This window comes from Streptomyces sp. cg36 (assembly GCF_041080675.1).
GTDB lineage: Bacteria > Actinomycetota > Actinomycetes > Streptomycetales > Streptomycetaceae > Streptomyces.
The window spans coordinates 1,469,149-1,492,310 of sequence record NZ_CP163520.1; the positions used below are offsets into that span (position 1 = coordinate 1,469,149).

Sequence of the window (23,162 nt, forward strand, 5' to 3'; positions counted from 1 at the left end):
GAGACGCGGTAGGTGGTGGTGCGGGTGGTGCGTGAGACACCGGCGGGTCGGCCGGGCCGCCCGGTGAAGGGGCGGTCCGGCCGCGCGGGACGGGTCAGGCCGTCAGGATCGCCGGGTCGCTGACGCCCGCCGCACCCGTCTCGACGTGTCCGGCGAACCGGCGCAGGAAGGTGGCGTCGGCGGCGGCCACCACCGACACGTCGTACCAGCGCCTGCTCGCCGACAGGTCGACCGTGTACTTGACGGTCGCGCCCGGCGCCACGCTCAGCGCCTGGGACGCGCCGCCGTACCCGTTGGTGACGGTGAGCTTCGCGGTGGCGGTGGCCGCGTTGGTCAGGGTCAGGTCGAGGTTGCCGGTGGCCGCGTTGTGCCGGGCCGTCACCTCGGCGCCCGCGGTCCTGCCCGCGTTGCGGAAGGCGCGCAGGAAGCCGTTGGGGCCGAAGACGGTGAGGTCCGTGGTGCCCTTGGAGTACGTGGTGTTCCAGGCGTCGAAGAGCGTCTTGCCCGCCTCCGCGGTGTACGTCCACGGCCCGTCGGTGCGGTTGGCGGAGGTGACCAGGAACTGGGCGCCCGCCGAGGCGCCGCCGCTGAACGTCAGCGTGAACTTGCCGGTGGAGACGCTCGCCGAGCCGTCCACGTACGGCGCGTACCGCAGCGGCCGGGTCGGGCGCGAGCCGCGCTCCTGCCTGGGGATGCTGCCGGTCGCCGGGGGCACCGGCACGAAGTCGGGGTGCCGGTCGCGGTCCGGCGGCACATAGGCGGCGGTGGAGGGCAGCGAGGCGGGCGCGCTGCTGGCCTTGCCGAAGTCGAACGCCGAGGTCAGATCGCCGCAGATGGCGCGGCGCCAGGGCGAGATGTTGGGCTCGGCGACCCCGAAGCGGCGCTCCATGAACCGGATGATCGAGGTGTGGTCGAAGGTCTCGGAGCAGCTGTAGCCGCCGGTGGACCAGGGCGAGACGACGAGCATCGGGACGCGCTGACCCAGCCCGTAGGCACCGGCCGCGTAGCCGATGCTGCCGCCGTAGTAGTCGGCCGAGGTCGAGACCGTGGAGAGCCCCTGGTTGGCCGAGGAGGGCGGGAACGGCGGCACGACGTGGTCGAAGAAGCCGTCGTTCTCGTCGTACGTGATGAACAGCGCGGTCTTCGCCCACACATCGGGGTTGGAGGTGAGCGCGTCCAGCACCTGGGAGATGTACCAGGCGCCGTAGTTGGCGGGCCAGTTTGGGTGCTCGGTGAACGCCTCGGGCGCGGCGATCCAGGAGATCTGCGGCAGCTTCCCGGCCTTCACATCGGCCTTGAGGACGTCGAAGAGGCCGTCGCCCGCCTTGGCGTTGGTGCCGGTGCGCGCCTTCTCGTAGAGCGCGTCGCCGGGCTTGGCGTTGCGGTAGCTGTTGAAGTACAGCAGCGAGTTGTCGCCGTAGTTGCCCCGGTAGGCGTCGTTGATCCAGCCCCAGCCGCCCGCCGCGTCCAGGCCGTCGCCGACGTCCTGGTAGATCTTCCAGGAGACCCCGGCCTTCTCCAGCCGCTCGGGGTAGGTGGTCCAGCCGTACCCCTTCTCGTCGTTGCCGAGGACGGGCCCGCCGCCGGTGCCGTCGTTGCCGGTGTACCCGGTCCACATGTAGTAGCGGTTGGGGTCGGTGGAGCCGAGGAACGAGCAGTGGTAGGCGTCGCAGATGGTGAAGGCGTCGGCGAGCGCGTAGTGGAACGGGATGTCCTCACGGGTGAGGTAGGCCATCGTGGTGGACGTCTTCGCGGGCACCCACTGGTCGTACTTGCCGTTGTTGAACGCCTTGTGGCCGCCCGCCCAGTCGTGGTTGAGGTCCTGGATGAACTGCAGTCCGAGGTTGTCCGCCTTGGGCCGGAAGGGCAGGACTTCCTTGCCGCCACTGGCCTGGTGCCAGACCGACTTGCCGCTGGGCAGGGTGACGGGCCGGGGGTCGCCGAAGCCGCGTACGCCCTTGAGCGAGCCGAAGTAGTGGTCGAAGGAGCGGTTCTCCTGCATCAGGACGACGATGTGCTCGACGTCCTGGATGCTGCCGGTGCCGCCCTGGGCCGGGATGGCGGCGGCGCGGGCGATGCTGTCGGACAGCATGGTGAGGGCCGCGGTGCCGCCGGCGAGCTGCATGAACCGGCGCCTGTTGAGTTCAGCCATGAGTGAGATGACCTCTGCGAAGGGTGTGGGGGACAGAGCGACTGGAGTGTCCAAGAACAGCGAGCGATACGGAAGACCCCGTGTCGTATCCGTGTCGCGCACCCGTACGGAAGGCGAACAGGCCCCGCCATGATCGGCGGGGCCCGTTCGTCGCTTCTGCGGCGCTCGCGCCGGGTTCGTTCAGCGCCGCTGGTGCTCCTGCTCCGCTTCCCGCCCGTGCTCCTGCTCGGGCTCGGGGCCGTGCTCCGCATGGCCGGAATGCGCCGCCTGGATCTGGCGGTACTCCTCGGGCGTCGCCTTCGGTACGTGCGAGCCCTCCCCGTACATCGCCGCCGACAGCTTGGCCCGCAGCCGCTCGGAGCGCGTGACCCGGCGCCGGACGCCGTTGTCGTCGACCTCCGGGCCCAGCTCGAAGAGCGCGGGCTGCTCGTGGTGGGTCAGCTTGTACAACTGGCCCTGGTCGAGCGGCTCGTGGACCTCCACGTACTCGCCGTGCGGCAGCATCTTGATGACACCGGTCTCCCGGCCGTGCAGCACCTTCTCCTTGTCGCTGAGCTGCAGTCCGTGGCAGATCCGCTTGGTGACGACGAACGTGAGGGCCGGCACCGCGAAGAAGCCGATCCGGACGAACCAGGTGATCGAGTTGATCGACAGATGGAAGTGGGTGGCCCACAGGTCGTTGCCGCCGCCCACCAGGCACACGAAGTACATGGCCAGCCAGGCGGTGCCGAGGCCGGTGCGGACCGGGTGGTTGCGCGGCCGGTCGGCGATGTGGTGCTCGCGCTTGTCCCCGGTGACCCACGCCTCGATGAACGGATAGGCGCCGATCGCCGCCAGCAGCAGCGGGAACAGGGTGAACGGGATGAGGACGCCGAGGGCGAGCGTATGGCCCCAGGCGTTGATCTCCCATCCCGGCATCACCCGGATCAGGCCCTCGGAGAAGCCCAGGTACCAGTCGGGCTGGGCGCCGGTGGACACCAGGTCGGGGCGGTAGGGGCCCATCTCCCACACGGGGTTGATGCTGGCCACCGCGCCCATCACCGTCAGCAGCCCGAAGACCAGGAAGAAGAAGCCGCCCGCCTTGGCCGTGTAGATCGGCATCAGGGGCGCGCCCACCACGTTCTTCTCGCCGCGGCCGGGCCCGGCGAACTGGGTGTGCTTGTGGTAGAAGACCAGGATCAGATGGGTCACCACCAGGCCCAGGATGAGCCCCGGCAGCAGCAGGACGTGCGCCGAGTAGAGCCTGGGGATGATGTCGTGCCCCGGGAACTCGCCGCCGAAGAGGAAGAACGAGATGTACGTGCCGATCACCGGGATCGACAGGATCGCCCCGTCGGCGAACCGGATGCCCGTGCCGGACAGCAGGTCGTCGGGGAGCGAGTAGCCGGTCAGGCCCGTGATCAGCGCGGTGAACAGGATCGTCCAGCCGAACAGCCAGTTCAGCTCGCGCGGCTTGCGGTAGGCCCCGGTGAAGAACACCCGCATCATGTGGACGAGGAGGCCCGCGCAGAAGACCAGCGCGGACCAGTGGTGGATCTGCCGGATCAGCAGTCCGCCGCGCACCTCGAAGCTCAGGTCGAGGGTGGATTCATAGGCCCGGGTCATCCGTACGCCGTTGAGCGGGGTGTACGCGCCGTGGTAGACGACCTCCACACCGCTCGGCTCGAAGAAGAGGGTCAGATAGATACCGGTCAGAATGAGGACGATAAAGCTGTAGAGGCAGATCTCGCCGAACATGAAGGACCAGTGGTCCGGGAAGATCTTGCGCATCTGGGTCCTGGCGAGCGAGTAGATGCCCAGCCGCCCGTCCGCCCAGTCGGCCAGCTTCTCGCCCTTCTTGGGCTCCGCCGGTCGTGAGGTGCTCTCCGTGCCGCTCTGCGTGGTGCTGCTCATGCATCTCCCCCTCAGAAGGCCGGTAACAGGGTAAACACCCGAGTAGCCGCGCCAACAGCCCCTGCCCGGCCGTGAGTTGAGTGAGGCGGAACACCCCGGACGGCGCACGGCCCGGCGCCCCCGTCTCCCGTACGGGGTGCACCGGGCCCGCCACCTCGGCGGATGCCGGGCTCAGCCGACCGCCTCCCCGGCCCGCGCCGCCCGCACCCGGACCTCGGCCGCCGCGCTCACCAGCGTCAGCAGCACGGTGATGACCACCCCGCCCAGGATGGCCACCACCGGTGTCGAGCGGTCAAGGACGATCGCCGCCACCGACGCGGTGAGGGTGTAGCCGACGCCCTGCACCGCGTACTGGATGGAGTAGCCCGCCGTGTGCGCGTGCTCGGGCAGCCGCTCGCGCAGGCTCAGGCTGCGGGTCACCATCACCCCGGCCTGGAACACGCCCGCCGCCAGGAACGCGACCGCGATCCCGGCCAGGCCCGGCAGGACCGCCGACGTCGAGACGCAGACGGCGGTCAGCAGCAGGAAGACCAGGCTCTGGCTCCGCACGGTCCCCGGCCAGGTGCGCAGCCCGTACAGGAACGCACCGGCCGCACTGGTCAGCGAGAAGAGCGCGAGCAGCGCGCCCGACCAGTTGACGGTGAGGCCGCGGTATTCGAGCAGCGGGGTGAGGGCGAGTTCCGCGGTGGCCAGCATGGCCATGGCCGCCGCGCTGGTGAGGTAGATCGGCCAGACCGAGGCGAGCAGCCGCCCCCGCCCGCGACCGGCGGCCGGGGCCGCCTCGGTCCCGGCCGGTTCCCGCTCCGGAACGGGCAGTGCCGACAGGATCAGGGCGGCGGCGAGGAACCCGGCCGCGCCCAGCGCCAGCGGCGCGCCCGCCGAGACGTTCACCGCGAGCAGGACGACCAGCGCGGGCGCGCCGCCCCAGGTGATCTGGGTGAGGACGGTCTCGGCGCTGAGCGCCCTGGGCTCGTCGGCCTTGTCCACCATGGCGATGAGCATGCTGCGCATGCCGCCGGGACCGGCCGCCGGGGCGGCGCCGCCGAGGAAGGCCAGCGCGACGGTGGCGGCCACCGGGGCGTCGGGGAACAGGGCGAGCCCGCCGAAGGCCAGCCCGCCGACCGCCATCCCGGCCGCCAGGTGCCGGCGCGTGGGGTGCAGCCAGGCGCCGAGCGCCACCGACCCCAGCACCTCACCGAGGACGTAGGCACCCGCGAGGGTGGCGCCCAGCGAGTAGCCGCCGGAGGTGTCCCGGACGAGGAACACCAGGCCCAACGGGGCGATGGCGATGGGCAGTCGGCCCGTGAAGGCCGCCAGCATCCACAGCAGGACGTTTCGGGTGAGGATCTTGCGGTAGCTCATGTTCCTGTTCTTCTCGTCGTCTTCTCGTCCCCGGGCGCGCGGCCCGGGCCTCAGCCGAACAGCTCGCCCAGGATCCGCTCGGCCTTCTCGGCGGCGGCCAGGTCCTCGGCGATCAGGCAGTACTCGACGGTGCCCCCGGCCCTGCTGTCGTCGGAGGTGATCACCACTCCGGTACGGGTGTCCGCGTCGAACGCCAGGCCGCGCTCTTCGAGGGCCGCCACCGCGCCCGCGAACGAGGGCACCTGCCACTGGTGGCGCTGGATCAGCACGCGCTCGCGCAGGAAGTCCGCGCCCACCAGCTGCTCGGCCACGTAGTTGATGTGGGTGGAGCCGCCGACCCGGCCGTTGAACTCGTTGATCAGGATCCGGCCGTCGGGCGTGACGATGCCGTCGACGCTGATCGGGCCCTGGTAGCCCATCGCCCGTACCGTCTCGCACAGCCGGTGCGCCTCGGCGAGGAAGTGCGGGAACCCGGGGTGGTCCGCCGACTGCGCGGGCACCACCAGGCCGTTGAAGATCGGCCCCATCAGCATCTCGCCGTGGCCGAACAGCTCGGTGGCCCCGGCCCCGATCCGGAACTCCGCGTACACCGGCACGCTGTCCGGGGTGTAGTCCTCGATCACCACCGGGCGGGTGTCGTCGTTGGAGTACCACTCCCACCGCTCGTCGAGGTGGTCGGCGAGCTCCTCCCGCCCGGCCAGGACCGTCACCTCGGGGGCGCCGATCGGGGTGACGTCGGCGCTGCGGCTGAGGATGGCGTTGCCGTAACCGGCGACGTGGAAGTCCTTCTTGACGATGGCGTGGCGGCCGTCGGCCAGCAGCTCCGCCAGGAACTCCTCGGCCTCGGCCCGGCCGAACGCGACCCGGCCCTCGGGCACCGGGCAGCCGATCCCGGCGGCGATCGCCCGGAACGTGGCCTTGCTGTTGAGCAGTTGGCCGCCGCCCTGGTGGATGTAGGGGAAGCCGGGCGTGGTCGCGCCGAGCCCCAGCGACCGGGTCAGCTCGATGACCGAGGGGTCGTAGTAGATCGGGAAGACCCCGTCGAGCCCGCCCTCGTCCGCGTGCCGCCGCAGCTGCTCCAGGAACGCGGCGTCCCGCCAGCGGTCCGGGGTGAGGACGTCGGCGCCGAGGCGGCCGGGCGGCGGCGCGATCACCGCGATCTGGGCCCGGTCGTGGCCGGTCAGCGCGGTGACGTAGGCCAGGAACTCCTCGCTGGGCACGTGCGGCACCACCAGGACGTCGCCCTCGGCGGCGTACCAGATCATGCGCTGGGCGGTCACGCCCGCCGTGCGGCGGTGCTCGGCGGTCAGCTCGTCGAGGTCGCCGACCATCTGCGCGGTGCGGTTGTTGGCTATGAACAGAGTGCTCATCGGGGCTGGTTCTCCACTGTCGTTGCGGTGAGGGGGCGTGCTGCGGCGAGCTGTTCGACGGCCGCCCGGGTGGGCAGGACCACCGCGCAGCGCTCCGCCGCGTAGCCGAGGGCCATGCGGTGGTAGTCGGCCGTGAAGTCGGCGACCGCGTCGGAGACGAGGAAGGTCTCGATGTCGTTGGTGTAGGACTCCACGGCCGTGGCGAGCACCCCGATGTGGGCGTAGATCCCGCAGACGACGAGCTGGTCGCGGCCCTGGTCGCGCAGGAGGTCGAGCAGTCCGGTGCGGTGGAAGGCGCTGTAGCGCCACTTGGTGAACACCGTGTCGCCCGGCCGGGGTTCGATGCCCTCGACGACGGCGCGCTGTTCGGGGCCGACCGTCATCCCCGGACCCCAGAAGTCGTTGAGCAGCCCCCGGTCCCGTACGGACATGCCGCCGGGCTGGGCCGTGTAGGCGACGGGCACGCCGTGCGCGGCGGCCCGCTCGCGCAGGGCGCGGACGTTGGCGGTCAGCGAGAGCACGGGCTCCTGCCCCGCCGGGAAGGCGTCCACGAAGTACCGCTGCATGTCGTGGACGAGCAGGACCGCGCGGCGCGGGTCGATCCGCCAGCCGGCCCGGTTGGCGGGCAGCTCCGCCTCGGTCGGCGGCAGGTAGGGCTGGATGCCGGGAAGGGACATGGCTGGAGTGCTCTCTTTACTGGCCGGGCCAGGAGTCGGCCACGGCGATGGCTTGCTGGAGGTTGAGCCGGGGGTCGCAGAGCGTGGTGCTGACGGCGTCCGGCGCCAGGGGGCGGCTCTCGTCGAGCACGCACTCCTCGACCGGGTCGGGGGTCGCCTCCAGATGGAGTCCGCCCGCCGTGCCGCCCTCGGCGTCCACGGCCGCCCGGAACCCGCGGACCTCGCGGACCAAGGCGGTCACCGCCCGGGTCTTGCGGCCGTCGCCGTCGGTGTAGGTGTTGCCGTGCATGGGGTCGCAGAGCCAGATCACCGGGTGTCCGGCCGCCCGTACGGCGGCGACCAGCGGCGGCAGCCGCTCGGCCACCGCGTCCGCGCCGAGCCGGGCGATCAGGGTGAGCCGTCCGGGCTGGCGGTGCGGGTCGAGCCGGGCGCACAGCTCCACCAGCTCGGCCGGGGTGGCCGCGGGCCCCACCTTGCAGGCCACGGGGTTGGCGACGGAGGCCAGCAGCGCCACGTGGGCGCCGTCCGGCTGCCGGGTGCGCTCGCCGATCCACGGCCAGTGGGTGGAGGTGAGGAACGTGCGGTTGTACGCGTCCCGGCGCAGCTGCGGCAGCTCGTAGTCGAGCGCCAGGGCCTCGTGGCTGGTCCAGATCCGGCCGCCGCCGGGCCACTCGTCCCGCCGTTCGCCCAGGTGGTCGAGCACGGTCGCGGCGGCGTCGTGGCAGTCGAGCATCCGCAGCGGGTCCGGCAGGCGGGCCACCGGGTCGAAGGCCGGACCGTTCACCAGCGGGCCGCGGTAGGCCGGGAGTTCGTGTCCGTCGCGCCGCTCCACCGGCTGGGAGCGCGGCTTGGCGTACTGCCCGGCGATCCGGCCCACCCGGACCACCGGGCGGCCCGAGTTGGCCTGGAGGACGCCCGCCAGGCAGTCGATGAGACCGGCCTTGCGCGCGACGACGTCCCAGGTGGGCTCGGACGGCTTCTCGGCGCAGTCGCCGGCCTGCACCACCAGCGCCTGCCCCTGGGCCACGTCGGCCAGCAGCGCGCGCAGGGCGACGATCTCACGGGCGGGCACCAGCGGCGGCCGGTCGGCGAGTTCGCCGCGCGCCTTCGCCAGGATCTCCGGGTCGGGCCAGGGCGGCTGCTGCTCGGCGGGGAGCAGCCGCAGCCGGTCGGTCTCCCCGGCGGGCAGGGGCAGCAGGGTGGCGTCCGGCCGCCGGACGGCTTGGGTGGTGTTCACGAGTGGCTCTTCCGCGAGACAGGGGGCAGGGAAAGGGGGTCGCGCCCGGCGAGGGCCGTGGTGACGAGGTCGCGCAGCAGGGCCGGGCCGTCCTCGGTGAGCAGGGACTCGGGGTGGAACTGGGCGGTGGCGAAGCCGGGGCCGCGCAGTCCGTGCACCTCTCCGGTCCGTGCGTCCCGGGCGATCTCCACGGGCCCCGCGCACAGCTCGGACGCGGGCTCGGCCCGGTCGTGCGCCGAGGTCGCGGTGAAGGTGTTGTAGAACCCGGCCCGTATCCGGCGGCCGAAGAAGTCGATCTCTTCTTGGAGCCCCTGGTTGGGCACGGCCTTGCGGACGAGCGGGAGGCCGAGCCCGGCGGCGAGCACCTGGTGTCCCAGACAGACGGCGACCGTGGGGGTGCCCCGGGCCAGCAGCTCTCCGACCAGGGCGCGTACGGTGGCGATCTTCGGGTCGTCGGTCTGCCGGGGGTCTCCCGGTCCGGGGCCCACCAGCACCAGGTCGGCCGCGTCGACGGCCCGGCCGGGCAGGTCGTGCCAGGGCCGGACGGCCACCGACAGTCCCAGTGAGCGCAGTTGGTGGGCGAGCATCGCGGTGAAGGTGTCCTCGTTGTCCACCACCAGCACCCGCGCCGCGAGCGGCTCGGCCGGGCGGTCCCGCTCCGGGCGGGGGCCCAGCCAGAAGCGGGCCAGCCCGTCGTTGTGGCGGGCCAGTCCCTCCCGTACCCGGGGGTCGTCCGCGAGGGCGGGCGCGGCGGCCGGGGCCGGGCGGTCCGGGCCGGCCGGTTCGCGCAGCGCGGACAGCAGCCCCGCCACCTTGGCGTGGGTCTCCGCCACCTCGCCCGCCGGGTCGGAGTGGCGCACCAGGGTGGCCCCGACGCCGATCTCGCAGCGGCCGTCCGCACCGATCTCGGCGGTGCGGATGAGGATGGCGGAGTCCATGGCCCGCCGCCCCTGCCCGTCCCGGCCGACGAGCGCCAGCGCGCCGCTGTAGTACGAGCGTCCGCGCGGCTCGTACTGGCGCAGCACCCGGCAGGCGCTCTCCACCGGGCTGCCGGTGATGGTGGGCGCGAACATCGTCTCGCGCAGGATGTCCCGCACGTCGAACGGGCTCTGGCCGGAGAGGAAGTACTCGGTGTGCGCGAGCCTCGCCATCTCCTTCAGATACGGTCCCTCGACCCGTACGCCCGGACCGCAGATCCGGGTCATCATCTTCAGCTCCTCGTCCACCACCATGTGCAGCTCCTCGCGTTCCTTGCGGTCGGCGAGCAGGGCGAGGGCGCCCTCGACGGTGGGGCCGGAGGGCGGGTAGCGGTAGGTGCCGCTGATCGGGTTCATGGTGACGGTGCCGGCCGCGAGGCCGACGTGCCGCTCGGGCGAGGCGCCGACGAAGGTGCGCTCGCCGGTGTGGACGAGGAAGGTCCAGTACGCGCCCTGCTCCCGGGCCAGCAGCCGGCCGAAGAAGCTCAGCGCCGCCGCCGGGGACCAGCCCTCGACGGTGGCGGTGAACGACCGCTTGATGACGAAGTTGGCGCCCGCGCCCTGGCCGATCTCCTCGGCGAGCACCTTGCGGACGATCCCCGCGTACTCCTCGTCGTCGAGGTCGAAACCGGCGTCGGTGAGCTCCAGCGGGACGTCGGGCAGCGCGGAGCACAGGTCGGCGGTGGGCAGCAGGTGCTGTTCGCGCACCCGCAGCACGGTGAGCGGCGCCCCGTCGTCGTTGCAGGCGTAGCCGCGCTCGGTGATCTGGCGGTAGGGCAGCAGCGCCAGCAGCTCGTGGCGGGGCCCGGTGGCCGGGGGCGCGTCCGTGCGCGGCGCCTCGTCGAGCGGCAGGTCCGCGATCCGCTCGACCGCCTCCGCCTCGCCCAGCAGCAGCTCGACCCGGTCGCGGCCGGTGGCGTGCGGGCGGTGCAGCAGCGCGAAGGGCGAGCCGTCGAGGAGCTCGGGACGGAGGGTGAACGGGCTCGCGCCCGCTTCCGGTTCAGCCATGTCGAGTCCTTGTCAGCTCTGGGGGGTCGCGGACGGATCCCCGGGGAGGTCCGCGAGGAAGCCGTCGATGTGGTGGCGCAGCGCGGGCAGCCGGTCCGCGTCGAGCGCCTCGAAGTGGTCGCAGCCCAGCTCGCGCACGCGCAGGCGCGGGGCGCGCCGGGTCCACTGCGCCACCTGGTCGGGGCCGCGCCCCTGGGTGCAGGAGACCAGCAGGACCGGTCCGTCGAAGCCGTCCGAGGCCGTGTGGCCGTGGGCCGCGTCGAGGTGGGCGGCGGCGACGTCGCGCAGCCGCGCCCCCTCGTCACCGGTCGGCTCGAACCCCATGGACCGGCCGATCCGCTCCAGCGACTCGGCGCGCCCGAGTCCCTCGCGCTCGGCCAGCTCGGCGTAGCTGTCGATCAGCACGACGGCCGCCGGGGCGGTCCCCCGCCGGGCGAGCCGCGCCGCCACTTCCCAGGCCAGCACCCCGCCGAGCGACCAGCCGATGAGGTGGCGGGGCGGGCGCGGCAGGGAGGCGATCGCGTCGAGGCAGCGCTCGACCATGGCGGGCACGTCGTGGTCGGGCCGTTCGCCGGGCATCAGGCCCTGGGCGCGCACCGCGTGCACCGGGCCCCAGCGGGTGAGGGCGCCCGCCAGCGCGTAGTACGGGCCGATGCCGCCGCCCGCCGCCGGAAGCAGCACGCTCTGCCCGTCGCCGCCCGCGCCCCGGCCCAGCGGGACGAGGAGGGGGGAGACGGTGTGCGGAGGTGGGGTGGTCGTCATGCGCTCTTCCGTTCGGCGGCGATCGTCTCGGCGAGGGCCCGCACCGTGGGTGCCCGGAAGAAGTCCAGGACCGGGATCTGCACGCCGAAGCGGTGCTCGATCCGTGACAGCGCGGTCAGTACGTTGAGGGAGTGGGCGCCGAGGTCCACCAGGGACGCCTCCAACGGGACGTCCCGGCCCAGCAGTTCGGCCCAGAGGGCGTGCAACTGCCCGACGGTCTCCGGGTCGAGCCCTTCGGCGGCCGGGTCGGCGGCCCGCACCCCGGCCCACTCCCCCCGGTCCGGGAGCGGGGGCAGCCCGCGCAGCAGCGCGGCCCGGTCCACCTTGCCGTTGTGGCTGGTGGGAACGGCGTCCACGGTCAGCACCCGGGTCGGCACCATATAGCCGGGCAGGGTGGCCGCGAGCGCGGTGCGCACCTCGTCCGGGTCCACGGGTGCGGCGGCGTACGGCACCAGGAACAGCGCCAACTGCCGCTCCGCGCCCTCCCCGTGGGCCGCGGCGACCGCCGCGCGCACCCCGGGCCGGGTCAGCGCCGCCGCCTCCAGTTCACCGAGCTCCACGCGGTGGCCGCGGATCTTCACCTGGTGGTCCTCGCGGCCCGCGTAGACCAGTGCGCCGTGCTCGTCGCGGAACACCTGGTCGCCGGTGCGGTAGCGGCGGGCCCACGGCCCCGGCCCGTACGGGTCGGGCACGAAGCGCTCCGCCGTGCGCTCGGGGTCGTTGACGTACCCCTGGGCCGGGCAGCGGCCCCCGAGCAGCAGCTCACCGGGGACTCCGGCCGGGGCCAGGTGCCCGGTGACGTCCACGACCTGCGCCGACACCCCCGGCAGGGGCGTGCCGATCGGTGCGTGCGAGGGCCAGGGCAGCTCGTCCGCGGTGAACTGCCGCGCCGTGGCGACATGGGTCTCGGTGGGCCCGTACATGTTGAACAGCCGGATGTGCGGGTGGCGGGCGAAGAACCGCTGCACGGCCGGGTCCGCCCGGAGCTGCTCGCCCGCGACGCAGAGGTGCCGCAGCGCCGACAGGTCGGGGCCGAGGTCCTCGGCGGCCAGCGCGAACGGGCGGAGCGCGGCGACCGGCAGATAGAGGTGGGTGACCCCGGTCCGCACCACCCGCTCGACGAGCGCGGGCAGGTCGCGCCGGTCCACCGGGTCGCGGGAGACCAGGGTGCCGCCCGCCGCGAGGGTCGGGAAGATCTCCTGGAAGGAGACGTCGAAGCCGATCGGCGCGTACTGGAGGAAGCGGGTCCCGGTGTCCATGCCGAGGACGCCGATCTGCCAGTCGGCGAGGTTCACCAGGGCGCCGTTGGCCATCAGGACGCCCTTGGGGCGGCCGGTGGAGCCGGAGGTGAACATCGTGTAGACGGGGTCGTCGGCCCGGCGCTCACCGGACGGCGTCCGCGCTCCCCCGGCCGCCAGGGCCGCCAGTTCACCGGGCGGGGCCACCTCGACGAGCCCGGTCAGGGCCCCGCCGGGCACCCCGACGGCCAGTCGGCAGGCGGCCTGACGGATCATCATATCGAGTCGCTCGGCCGGGAGTTCGGGGTCGAGCGGCAGATACGCGGCCCGCCGCGCCAGCACGGCGAGAACGGTGACCACGGTGTCGGTGAGCCCGGAGGTCGCCACGCCCACGACGTCGCCCCGGCCCACGCCCCGCGCCGCCAGCCCGTCGGCGACCGCGTCCACGCGCCGCAGCAGCTCCCCGTAGGACAGGGTGCCCGCGTCCTCGGCGATCGCCGGGCGCTCCGGGTGCCCGGCCGCCGTCGCCGCCACCCACTCGTACACCGTGGCGTGCGGCAGCTCGCGGCCGGGCGGGCCCGCCGGGGCCGGGGCGTCCTCGAACAGCTCGGCCACCGTGCCGCGCGCCGGGTCGGCCGACGCCCGGCCCAGTGCCTGGCGCAGCGAGTCGGCCACGCCCCGGGCCACGGCGGCGGGCAGCAGCTCGCGGTCGTGCTCCAGCTCCAGGAGCCAGCCGTCGGCGGTGGGCGTGGCGAACAGCAACAGGTCGAACTTGGCGGTGCCGTTGCCGTGCTGGCGCACCCCGCGCACCGGCGCGCCCGGCTCGGTCACGGTGCTGTCCTGCATGGCGAGGAGCGCGGAGAAGACCGGGTTGCGGTCGCTGGAGCGGTCCGGCGCGTACTGCTCCACCACGCGGCCGAACGGGAGGTGCGCCCGGTACTTGGTGTCCTCCGCCTCCTCGTCGACCACCTTGGTCACGAACTCCTGGAAGGGTGCGGACCAGTCGACGGGGACGACCATCGGCAGCGTGTTGACGAAGAAGCCGCACAGGTCGAACGAGCCGAGGGTGCGCCGGGACATCAGGGTGGCGCCGAGCGTCGCCGAGTGCTGTCCGCCGTGCCGGGCGAGCACCGCCGCGTACACGGCGGAGAAGAAGGTGAACGAGCCGACGCCGAGGTCCCGGCAGGCCGCGTCCACGGCCGCGGACTCGGCCGCCGACAGCGGGAGTTCGATCCGCTCGCCCTGGAAGGCGGTACGGGTGGGTCGGCCCGGCCGGGGGTACAGCTCGGTCGCCGGGGCCGCGCGCAGCCGGGCCGCCAGCTCGCGCGCCTCCTCCATGACCTCCGGGCCGGTGGCCGCGGCCGTCTGCGCCCGCAGCTCGGCGCGCAGGTCCGCCTCGCGGGCCGCGCGCAGCGCCGGTGCGTCGAGCTCGCCGCGGAGCGCGGCTTCGAGGTCCCGTACGAAGGGGCCCGCCGAGAAGCCGTCGAACACGGTGTGGTGGACGACGAGGACCAGGGTGGAGGAGCCGCCGTCGGCCGGCGCGCCCTCCTGCCACAGATGGGCGGCGCGGAAGAGCGGGGGCGCGTCGAGCCGGAAGGCGTGGGCGGCGAGGTCGTCGAGGAGCGCGGCCCGCCGGGCGGCGAACGCGTCCCCGGCAGCGATGTGCAGCTCCAGCGGCAGTTCGTCCTGGCCCGGTGGGGGCATCAGCTCGGCGTGCGGCTCCGGCGCCTCGTGCAGGCCGAGCCGCAGCGCGGGCTGCGCCTCGGTCACCGCGGCGAGCGCGGCGCGGACGTCCTTGGGCCGGAACCGCGGGTCGAGCGTCAGCTCAAGGACGATGTTGTAGAGGTTGCGCGCGGGCACGGTCCGGTCGATGACGAGCAGGCCGAGCTGGGCGTCGGTGAGGGGAAGCGGCTGCGGGACGGTCCACTCGGAGCCCTCGACCGGCCGCCGCTGCGGGTCGGACGCCGGGGGCGGCGGTACGGAGTACGAGTTCTGCACAGGGATTACCTCACGGGTGTGCGGGTGGCGCCGATGGCGGCGGTACGCCGGTCGCGGCAGCGCGGGGGCCGGGCCGCGGGCAAGGGGCGGCGGCGCGAGCGGTGGGCCGGGAAGCGGCACGTGCGGCGGGCCCGGGGCCTCGGCTCCGCCGTGCCGCCCGGGGAGGCGGGCCGGGGCGGGAGACGGCCCGCCCTCACGAAATCACTCGGGCGGGACGGTTTCAAATGTCATCGGAGACCCCGATGGAAGAGCGTGGCGTACTCCCGGGGCGCCGCGGGCACGCGGAACGCCCCGGAGGCCCCGGTACGGACCTCGTGGACGGCCGAGTCGACCGCGTGCAGGATCTCTTCGGCCCGGGGCCGCAACAGGGCGCCCGCCGGGGTGAGTTCGATGGGCAGTCGGCCGCGCCGGTGGAAGAGGACCGCGCCCAGGGAGTGCTCCAGACTCTTGATCTGGCCGGTCACGGTGGACTGGGCGCAGTGCAGGTTCCGGGCGGCCTGGGTGAAGCTCAGTTCGCGCGCTACTTCGCGGAAGACGCGCAGATGCTGGATCTCCACGGGAATGGCCCCCTGGTCGTTCTTGGTACGCGGAGAGGTGTGTCCGCCGACGTGCCAAAAATAATCCTACCGGACGGTTTTCAGCAACAGTGATCGTGGCCACTCCCCGCCGCCATGATCCCACAAGGGAGGTCATGACCAGCTATTTCACAAACGAAACGAAGGTTCCGCCCCCCTGGGCGCCCTTCTGGTCACTTCCATCAAGATCCCCGATGACAGTTGAAACAGGCACTCCGGTTTGCTTTCACTGGGCGCATGAAGCTTGAAGACGTCGTCTCGGATGTGCTCCAGATCCCCCGGGGGGAAGTGGACGACAGCCTGGGACCCGTGCGCGACGGCCGCTGGACGAGCCTGAAGCAGATGCAGCTGATCATCACGCTGGAGGGGACCTACGCGACCTCCTTCTCCCGTCAGGAGGTGCGCGCCATGAAATCCGTGGGCGCGATGCGCGAAGTGCTCCTGGGCAAGGGGATCGCCGTCTGATGACCACCACGTACGCACCACCGGCCCGCCTCCTCCCGCAGCCGCTCGACGGCCACGACCTCGACTCCCTGCTGCTGATCCGGCACTTCGAGCGCAAGCTGCTCGACCTGTTCGCCGCCGGGCAGCTCAACGGGACCACCCACACCTGTCTCGGCCAGGAGTACGTTCCGGTCGCCCTGGAGGCCCTGTTCGCCGAGGAGGACTTCCTCTTCAGCAACCACCGGGGCCACGGCCACTACCTGGCCCGCTTCGCCGACCCGGCCGGACTCCTCGCCGAGATCACCGGCCGCCAGGGCGCGGTGTGCGGCGGCATCGGGGGCAGCCAGCACATCTTCCGCGACGGCTACCTCTCCACCGGCATCCAGGGCGAGAGCCTCCCCGTCGCCGTCGGCACCGCCCTGCACTTCAAGCGCCGGGACCTGCCCCTGCTGGCCGCCGCCTACATCGGCGACGGCACCTGGGGCGAGGGCTCGGTCTACGAGGCCCTGAACATCGCCCGGCTGTGGGAGCTGCCGCTGCTGGTGGTCGTCGAGAACAACGGCATCTCCCAGACCACCCCCAGCGACCTCAACATGGCCGGCACGGTGGCGGGCCGGGCCCGGGCGTTCGACGTCGACCACCACCGGGTGACCGGCACCGACCTCCACGGGATCCGCGCGGAGCTGGCCCCCCTGATCCGCCGGGTCCGCGAAGAACGGCTGCCGCTGGTGGTCGAGTTCGACACCGTACGGCTGGGTCCGCACAGCAAGGGCGACGACACCCGCCCCGCCGAGACCGTCGAGTCGGCGCGCGCCCGCGACTGGTACACCGCCTACCGGGCCGTCGATCCGGAGCGGTTCGACCGGCACGACCGCAAGCAGCGGGAACTGATCGACAGCGTCGCCGCCGACGTCCTGGCGCGCCCGCTCGCCACGGGAAGGACCCTCCGATGACCGACACGATGACGGCGGCGCCGGCCGGAACACCGGCCGAGGCGCCCGCCGGCCTTCTCCGCGAGGCGCCCGCGCGCCGGGAACGGGTGGGCGAGAACCTCAACCGCGCCCTGCACCAGGTGCTGGAGGCCCACGACGACGCCTTCCTGATCGGCGAGGACGTCCTCGATCCGTACGGCGGCGCCTTCAACATCGCCAAGGGTCTCTCCGACCGGTTCGGCGACCGGGTGCTCACCACTCCCATCAGCGAGAACGCCATCCTCGGCATCGCCAACGGCCTGGCCCTCACCGGCAACCGGCCGATCGCCGAGATGATGTTCGGCGACTTCATCACCCTGGCCTTCGACCAGATCGTGAACTTCTCGGCCAAGTCCGTCACCATGTACGGCACCCGGCATCCGATGCACCTGGTGGTGCGCTGCCCCGTCGGCGGCCGTCGCGGCTACGGGCCGACCCACAGCCAGAGCCCCCAGAAGCACTTCCTCGGCGTACCCGATCTGCATCTGTTCGAGCTGTCTCCCTTCCACGACAGCGGCCCGGTGCTCGAAGGCATGGTCGAGCTGGGCGCGCCCTGCATCTTCTTCGAGGACAAGGTCCTCTACACCGAGCGGACCCAGCTGCCCGGCACCGGTCCGGTCGCCGGTCTGTTCGCCCTCGACATGGTCGGCGACGACCCGTTCCCCGTGGCCCGTCTGCGGGTCGACGGCGTCGACGAGCCCGATGTGGTGCTGATCGCGCCGGGCGGCCTCGCCCACCGCGCGGTCGAGGCCGCCCGCGACCTCTTCCTGACCGAGGAGATCGCCTGCGAGATCTATGTGCCGACCCGGCTCTACCCCTTCGACGCGGAACTGCTGGCCGGACCGGTGGCACGGGCCGGCCGGGTGTGTGTGGTGGAGGACGCGCCGCCGGGCGGCAGTTGGGGCGCCGAGGTCGCCCAGCAACTGCACTCCCGGTGCTGGGGCAGCCTGAAGGCCCCCGTCCGGTTGGTCCACTCCGCGGACGCCGTGATCCCCACGGCGCTCCATCTGGAGCAGGACGTCCTGGTGAGCAGCGAGTCCCTGGGACTGGCCCTGAGAGAGACGGCACGATGATCGAGATCACCGTTCCCAAGCTGAACAACAACGACGCGCACTACGACCTGGTGGAGTGGCTCGCCGAGGACGGCGCCACCGTGGCCAAGGACGACGACCTCGCCACCGTGGAGACGTCCAAGGCCGCCGAGGACCTGGTGAGCGAGCACGACGGGGTGCTCCTCCAGGTCGTCCCCGCGGGCAAGCAGGTCGCACCCGGCACGGTGGTGGGCCGGCTGTTCGCGGACGCGGCGCGGCGCGAGGCGTTCCTGGCGGCGGCCTCGTCGGCGGCCACGGCCGGGCCCCGCTCCCCCGACGAGGGCGGCGCCGTGATCCTCACGGACGCGGCACGCCGACTCGCGTCCGAGCACGCGGTCACGGACGAGGAGCTGCACGCGCTGGGCAGGCGCGTGGTCAAGGGGACCGATGTCGAGGCGCTGCTGGCGCGGCGCGGGTCGGCCGGTGGGACGGCGGCCGGAGGGACGACGGCGACGGCGACGGCGACCGGTCACGGAACCCCAGCCGTCCAGGCAACCCCCACCCCGGCAACCCGCGTTCAGGGGCCCGATATGGACAGCACCGAAGGAGACCCGAACCGGGTCGAGTTGAGCACGCACCAGCGCGCGATCGCCACGGTGGTCAGCGAGTCACTGCGAACGATCCCCACCTCCTTCACGGTCCTGCGGATACGGGTCGACGCCGCCGAGGCGCGGGCGGCCGAGCTGACCCGGGAGACCGAGGCGGCCATCGGCCTGCCCGAGCTGCTGATCAGTGAACTCGCGGGACTGCGCGAAAAGTTCCCCGCCTTCTTCTCGACTTACCACGAAGACGGCACCATTTCCCTCGCCGACGCCTCACACATCGGCGTCACCGTGGACGTGGGCAACGGGCTGTACATCCCGGTCGTACGGGACGCCGAGGGCCTGTCCGTGGCCGAGGTCGCCGATCTGCTGGAGGACTTCCGCTTCTCGGCGCTGCGCGGCAGCTTCCGGGGCAGCGACCTCGCCGGAGCGGCGATCACGCTCTCCCTCAACAACGACGAGGACGTCCTGCTCACGCAGCCGATCGTCTTCCCGGGCCAGACGTGCATGCTGTCGCTGGGCGGCACCCAGGACGTGGTGCGCCTGACGGCCGACGGCGCCGCGATGACGATCCGTCAGGTCCATCTGGGCCTGGCGTTCGACCACCGGGTGGTGAACGGCCGGGAGGCGGTGCTGTTCCTGCGGGCGCTGAAGTCGGCCCTGGAGGCGGGCCACGACCGCGAGCCGGCCGTCTGACGCCGGTGCACCGGCTGATCCCCCGCGGGTACGCGCCGACGCGCCTGCCGGACCGCTGGACCGGGGGCCCGCCCCAGACCTGGCTGGCGGGCCCCGCGCCCCACGACCCGGCGGACCGGCACCTGCTGGACGACGCCGAACGGGTCAGGGCCGCCGAGTACGCCCGCGCCGAGGACCGGGAGGCGTACGTCGCCTCCCACGCGGCGCTGCGCCGCCTGCTGGGCGCCTACCTGGGCGTCCCGGCGGCGGCGGTGTCCCTGACCCGGGCCCCCTGCCCGACGTGCGGCGGCCCGCACGGCAGGCCGACGGTGACCGGCGCGCCGCTCCACTACTCCCTGTCGCGCAGCGCGGGCCTGACCCTGCTGGCGTTCGCGTCGACGGAGGTGGGCGCGGACGTGGAGGAGCGGGCGCCGGCGACGACGGCGGAGACGGTGGGAACGACCCTGCACCCGCGCGAACACCAGGAGCTCGCCGCCCTCCCACGGCACTCCCGCCCCACGGCTTTCACCCGCTGCTGGACCCGCAAGGAGGCCTACCTCAAGGCCACCGGCACGGGCCTCAGCGAACCCCCCTCCCACACCTACGTGAGCACCCACCACCACCCGGCCCACCCGACGGGCTGGCGAACGATGGACGTACGGATGCCGAAGGGGTTCGCGGGGGCGTGCGTGGTGCGGGTGGGGCGGGGCTGAGGTGGACGGGGCGTCGCTGCGGAGGGGACGGGCGAACCGTCCCGGAAAAACAGAAAAACCCCAGATCAACTGGGGTTTTCGCGGGTGTCCGAAGGGGGCTTGAACTCTCCACTCGGGCACCAGCACACTGCTTGGCCGACCCGCGAAAACGTCCCCGACACGGCGCAGTCTTGACCAGCACCGTTGGCCATGCCTTCCCCCCTGTTTCGGGCCGTTTTGGACCCCTATTGGTCATGCGTTGGTCACGTGGCCAACCAGGGCGGGGCGGGCCACCTTCACTCGTTCACCCATGATCATCTACCCGACAACGCGAATATCCGCGATGTGCCATGGACCTGGCGGACTCATCCGACCTACCGTCCTCTTGGCGCCAGGGACCGCCCCTGCATCGTAGGAGGGCACGATGGCACGCGAGGAGCTGACCCGTCTCACCGGCCAGGCCGGAGGACCTGAGTGCGACGACGACGATTGCCCCAACGTCTACCGGACCAAGAGCGGTTCATTCGTTATCCAGGGGGACGTGTCTGACGCGTTCACCGCGCCCGCAGGTGAGGCCCTGGTGGAGATCCCGGAGCACGTTCTTAGGGAGGCTGTCCGTGCTCTTGGATGGTGAGGAGTGGCGTAGGTTCTTCGACGCCTTCGAGCGCGAAGCATGGCGGTTCGAGGCGCAGCCCACCTACACCATGCCCAAGGAGCAGGAGAACGTCGCCCGCTTCCTGCGGGACGAGAGCAAGCCCGACGACCACAATGCTCGCTGGCATGAACGGGTACGCGGATACGTCGAGTCCGGCAAGCGCATCGGTCGCGTGCGCATCGTGAGCCGGCCGCTCACTGACTACCAGCGGTACCAATTCGCGTGGGGCATTCCCGGCAACATCGCGGCCGGGGAGGACATCCGCATCTTGGACGTAACGCAGGAGTACTACGGCTTGCCGCTCTCCGGGCGTGACTGGTGGATGTTCGATGAAGTCCGTATCGCACACCTGAACTTCCGACCGGACGGTACCCAGATCAATCGCGAGGCGTACGAGGGGGACCCCGCCCCCTATCGGGAGTGGAAGCGAATCGCCCTGGAATACGCAGTGCCTTTCGAGGAGTACGTGAAGGGCCTTGACGTTTGACCCTGGGCAGCTAGGACAGTCGAAGGCTGACCTGGCGGAAACACTCCGCGCGATGCGTAGGCGAGCCAGCCGTACACAGGTTTGGCTCGCTCAGCGCTGCAACATGTCCCAAACCAAGCTCAGCAGCATTGAGACCGGTCGAATCACACCGGGCCTTGTTGACGTTGAGTTGATTCTCAGGGCCCTCGACGCACCGCCGGAGATGGTGGCAGAAGTGGCCGCCATCGCACGGCTTGCCAATACGGAGTGGCAGGGCAAGCGGGCATCTTGGCGTAGGGGACTGGAAAAGCGACAGTCGGAATTGGCGGGCCTCGAAGCGGAAGCCGTGACGCTCCGGTACTTCTTGCCTGCGATGGTGACAGGACTCCTCGCCACACCTGAGTACATCAGGGCGAGCCTGGGCCACTCACCAGTGGACATCTCCAAGACAGTCGCGAAAAAACTGGACCGGCAAGCGGTCCTCTACGACAACAGGAAACTGTTCACATTCCTGTTAACGGAGCAGGCCGCCAGGTGGGCAGTGGTCCCCCGTGCCGCGATGGCCGTACAGATTGACCGTCTTATCTCTCTGTCCCACCTGCCCAACGTGCGCATTGGCGTGATCCCGTTGGGATCGGCCATCAGACGCGGCCCGATGAATACCTTCACGGTTTACGACCAACGCCTGGCGACTGTCGAGACATTTACTGGGCGCATAGTTTTCCGGGACGCTCGGGACATCGCGGAACACCTTGAAGTATTCGGCTTGTACGAGCGTCATGCATTGTTCGACGAAGATGCCAGAGAGCTGCTCGGAGATTGGGCCACCTCCTACCGTTCATGATCCTCTACCCCGCAACGCGAATATTGCTGGAGGCTCGGTACTGACGGTCCGAGGATGTACCCATGCCGACGGAACCGAAGAACCACAGACAGCAGGCGCCGCAGGGTTGGCGGATGGACCCGATCCCGAGCCGTCCGGCGTACCGGGACGGCGACGGGAGGATTCGCGTTCCTGTGTGGCTGACCAAGGACGGTCGGCACATGGCGGACACGGAGATGGTCCTGCTGCCCTCGGAAGCCGAGTTGTTGAGTGAGCAGCTGACTCATGCGATCGGGGGTTCGCGCTCCATCTTGCAGGAGCTGTTCCACGGTCAGGCCGTCGTCCAGGGGCCGGGCGTGACGGTGGTGTCCAAGCTCCCTCATTCCGCCTGAGAGGCCCGTTCAGGGTCTGCCATGACTTCCGCCTATCAGGGGGCGGGGGACGGCCGCCTGTGCGGCCGTCCGACGATCAGGAAGGCACCAGCATGCTGGACGCAACCGGCCTGTACACGATCAACATCGCGGAGGCGGAGTTCTCCCCGGCATGTGGAGGCAACACGCATCCGGACGGCGAGTCTTGCGTGACGCTCGCGCGTATCGCCCCGGACGGGTGGGCGCTGGGTGACAGCAAGCGGCCGAGGGCGGAGCCGTTACGGTTCACGACCTCCGAACTGGAGGCGGCCGGGATCGACCCGGCGCGCTTCGGTCTTTCCGCCTGACGGCTCGCCCCCGTATACGGCCGGTCGGTTCCCGCTCCTGCCCTTTTCAGGAGGCCGGCGCGCTTCGGTCTTTCCGCCTGACGGCTCGCCCCCGTATACGGCCGGTCGGTTCCCGCTCCTGCCCTTTTCAGGAGGCCGGGGCCGACCGGCTCCGTCTTTCTCCACACCCCGTGGGAAAGGGCAGTGACGCACGTGCCGCACCATCACGGCTACCGGTGGACCGGTCCGAAGCAACGGTTCGACGAGGAAGGTCTTCGACGGCCCCCACACCCCAATCCGCCACCCCCGGCCGCGCCCAACGACATGGACGCTCAGAGACTGGTCGACCGCTACCGGCAGGTGGCTGCCGAGTTCCCCGTCACGGACCTGCCGCCGATGGAGACGGCGCAATGGCTGGCCAAGTCGCCCGCTGTCATCCGGGGAACCTGGCAGGAACCGAAGGAGGCAGCAAAGTGGCTGGGCCTCCAACTCATCGAGTACGCGCCGCGCTTCCTGGCGGAGCGGGACCGTGACACCACTCGCCTTACGGCCTTGGTCGCATCCGCTGCCGAGCGGCTGGTGGGCGGCGGAGATGTGGCGTTGGGCTTCTACCTCGAACGTCCCGCCTACCTGTCGCTGGCCCTGGTGACCTGTTCGCCGAACCGGGCTGCCCGGGACCTGGGCTGCCCGCTTCAGTAGGTCACTCAGCAACAAAGAAGCCCCGGCCCATTTCAGGCCGCGCGGCGATCCTTTGATTCTGGTTGGTCAGGGTGAAGTCATCGCACGACCGGAGCACTGCCCTGACGGTCATCTGAACTCGTTGTTGCGATGCAAGATCAACCCTGCACAACCCCAAT

At 71.7% G+C, this 23,162-nt stretch carries 21 protein-coding genes; 11 read left to right on the forward strand and 10 right to left on the reverse strand.

The features are described from left to right. Positions 1–94 precede the first annotated feature (94 nt). The 10 genes from AB5J87_RS06540 to AB5J87_RS06585 form a co-directional block, all read right to left on the reverse strand. Positions 95–2,152, reverse strand: a complete 2,058-nt coding sequence (locus AB5J87_RS06540; RefSeq protein ID WP_369374957.1) for a phosphocholine-specific phospholipase C — start codon at positions 2,150–2,152, stop codon at positions 95–97. Between the two features lie 180 nt (positions 2,153–2,332). After that, a complete protein-coding gene (locus AB5J87_RS06545) occupies positions 2,333–4,045 on the reverse strand; it encodes a cytochrome bc complex cytochrome b subunit (RefSeq protein WP_369374959.1) in 1,713 nt (570 codons plus the stop codon). 171 nt (positions 4,046–4,216) lie between these two features. Beyond that, positions 4,217–5,407, reverse strand: coding sequence for an MFS transporter (locus AB5J87_RS06550; protein WP_369374962.1), 1,191 nt, complete (start codon positions 5,405–5,407; stop codon positions 4,217–4,219). A gap of 50 nt (positions 5,408–5,457) precedes the next feature. Beyond that, positions 5,458–6,777, reverse strand: coding sequence for a peptide ligase PGM1-related protein (locus tag AB5J87_RS06555; protein ID WP_369374964.1), 1,320 nt, complete (start codon positions 6,775–6,777; stop codon positions 5,458–5,460). Further along, the gene (locus tag AB5J87_RS06560; protein ID WP_369374966.1) at positions 6,774–7,454 is read right to left on the reverse strand and encodes an isochorismatase family protein; all 681 of its coding nucleotides are present in this window, start codon (positions 7,452–7,454) and stop codon (positions 6,774–6,776) included. The genes AB5J87_RS06555 and AB5J87_RS06560 overlap by 4 nt, the downstream gene beginning before the upstream one ends. Before the next feature lie 16 nt (positions 7,455–7,470). Continuing rightward, on the reverse strand, positions 7,471–8,643 hold the full coding sequence (locus tag AB5J87_RS06565; protein ID WP_369383372.1) for a 3-deoxy-7-phosphoheptulonate synthase: 1,173 nt from the start codon (positions 8,641–8,643) through the stop codon (positions 7,471–7,473). A gap of 44 nt (positions 8,644–8,687) precedes the next feature. Continuing rightward, positions 8,688–10,676, reverse strand: coding sequence for an anthranilate synthase family protein (locus AB5J87_RS06570; protein WP_369374968.1), 1,989 nt, complete (start codon positions 10,674–10,676; stop codon positions 8,688–8,690). A gap of 12 nt (positions 10,677–10,688) precedes the next feature. Beyond that, positions 10,689–11,438 (reverse strand): alpha/beta fold hydrolase, encoded by a 750-nt coding sequence (locus tag AB5J87_RS06575; protein WP_369374970.1) that lies wholly within the window; start codon positions 11,436–11,438, stop codon positions 10,689–10,691. Then, positions 11,435–14,674, reverse strand: a complete 3,240-nt coding sequence (locus tag AB5J87_RS06580) for an amino acid adenylation domain-containing protein (RefSeq protein WP_369374972.1) — start codon at positions 14,672–14,674, stop codon at positions 11,435–11,437. The genes AB5J87_RS06575 and AB5J87_RS06580 overlap by 4 nt, the downstream gene beginning before the upstream one ends. Before the next feature lie 227 nt (positions 14,675–14,901). After that, positions 14,902–15,231 carry a LysR family transcriptional regulator gene (locus AB5J87_RS06585; RefSeq protein WP_369374974.1) on the reverse strand — a complete coding sequence of 110 codons (330 nt, stop codon included), beginning with the start codon at positions 15,229–15,231 and terminating at the stop codon, positions 14,902–14,904. Between the two features lie 255 nt (positions 15,232–15,486). Between AB5J87_RS06585 and AB5J87_RS06590 the strand changes: the two genes are divergently transcribed. From AB5J87_RS06590 to AB5J87_RS06640, 11 genes are all read left to right on the forward strand, one after another. After that, complete coding sequence (locus AB5J87_RS06590) at positions 15,487–15,714, forward strand: acyl carrier protein (protein WP_369374976.1); 228 nt, start codon at positions 15,487–15,489, stop codon at positions 15,712–15,714. After that, positions 15,714–16,646 carry a thiamine pyrophosphate-dependent dehydrogenase E1 component subunit alpha gene (locus AB5J87_RS06595; protein WP_369374978.1) on the forward strand — a complete coding sequence of 311 codons (933 nt, stop codon included), beginning with the start codon at positions 15,714–15,716 and terminating at the stop codon, positions 16,644–16,646. Before AB5J87_RS06590 ends, AB5J87_RS06595 begins: the two co-directional genes overlap by 1 nt. Continuing rightward, a complete protein-coding gene (locus AB5J87_RS06600) occupies positions 16,643–17,737 on the forward strand; it encodes an alpha-ketoacid dehydrogenase subunit beta (RefSeq protein WP_369374980.1) in 1,095 nt (364 codons plus the stop codon). Before AB5J87_RS06595 ends, AB5J87_RS06600 begins: the two co-directional genes overlap by 4 nt. Beyond that, positions 17,734–18,993, forward strand: a complete 1,260-nt coding sequence (locus AB5J87_RS06605) for a 2-oxo acid dehydrogenase subunit E2 (protein ID WP_369374982.1) — start codon at positions 17,734–17,736, stop codon at positions 18,991–18,993. Before AB5J87_RS06600 ends, AB5J87_RS06605 begins: the two co-directional genes overlap by 4 nt. Positions 18,994–18,998: 5 nt before the next feature. Then, complete coding sequence (locus AB5J87_RS06610) at positions 18,999–19,685, forward strand: 4'-phosphopantetheinyl transferase superfamily protein (RefSeq protein ID WP_369374984.1); 687 nt, start codon at positions 18,999–19,001, stop codon at positions 19,683–19,685. Between the two features lie 403 nt (positions 19,686–20,088). Beyond that, on the forward strand, positions 20,089–20,298 hold the full coding sequence (locus AB5J87_RS06615) for a hypothetical protein (RefSeq protein WP_344375784.1): 210 nt from the start codon (positions 20,089–20,091) through the stop codon (positions 20,296–20,298). After that, the gene (locus AB5J87_RS06620; protein WP_369374987.1) at positions 20,282–20,806 is read left to right on the forward strand and encodes a DUF6879 family protein; all 525 of its coding nucleotides are present in this window, start codon (positions 20,282–20,284) and stop codon (positions 20,804–20,806) included. The genes AB5J87_RS06615 and AB5J87_RS06620 overlap by 17 nt, the downstream gene beginning before the upstream one ends. Beyond that, on the forward strand, positions 20,796–21,629 hold the full coding sequence (locus tag AB5J87_RS06625) for a helix-turn-helix domain-containing protein (protein ID WP_369374989.1): 834 nt from the start codon (positions 20,796–20,798) through the stop codon (positions 21,627–21,629). Before AB5J87_RS06620 ends, AB5J87_RS06625 begins: the two co-directional genes overlap by 11 nt. Before the next feature lie 62 nt (positions 21,630–21,691). After that, positions 21,692–22,000, forward strand: coding sequence for a hypothetical protein (locus tag AB5J87_RS06630; RefSeq protein ID WP_369374991.1), 309 nt, complete (start codon positions 21,692–21,694; stop codon positions 21,998–22,000). 92 nt (positions 22,001–22,092) lie between these two features. Then, positions 22,093–22,326: a DUF397 domain-containing protein gene (locus AB5J87_RS06635; protein WP_369374993.1), complete on the forward strand. Its 234-nt coding sequence runs from the start codon at positions 22,093–22,095 to the stop codon at positions 22,324–22,326. 183 nt (positions 22,327–22,509) lie between these two features. Continuing rightward, entirely contained in the window at positions 22,510–23,004 is a 495-nt protein-coding gene (locus AB5J87_RS06640) for a hypothetical protein (protein ID WP_369374995.1), read from the forward strand. The last annotated feature ends 158 nt before the right edge of the window (positions 23,005–23,162 follow it).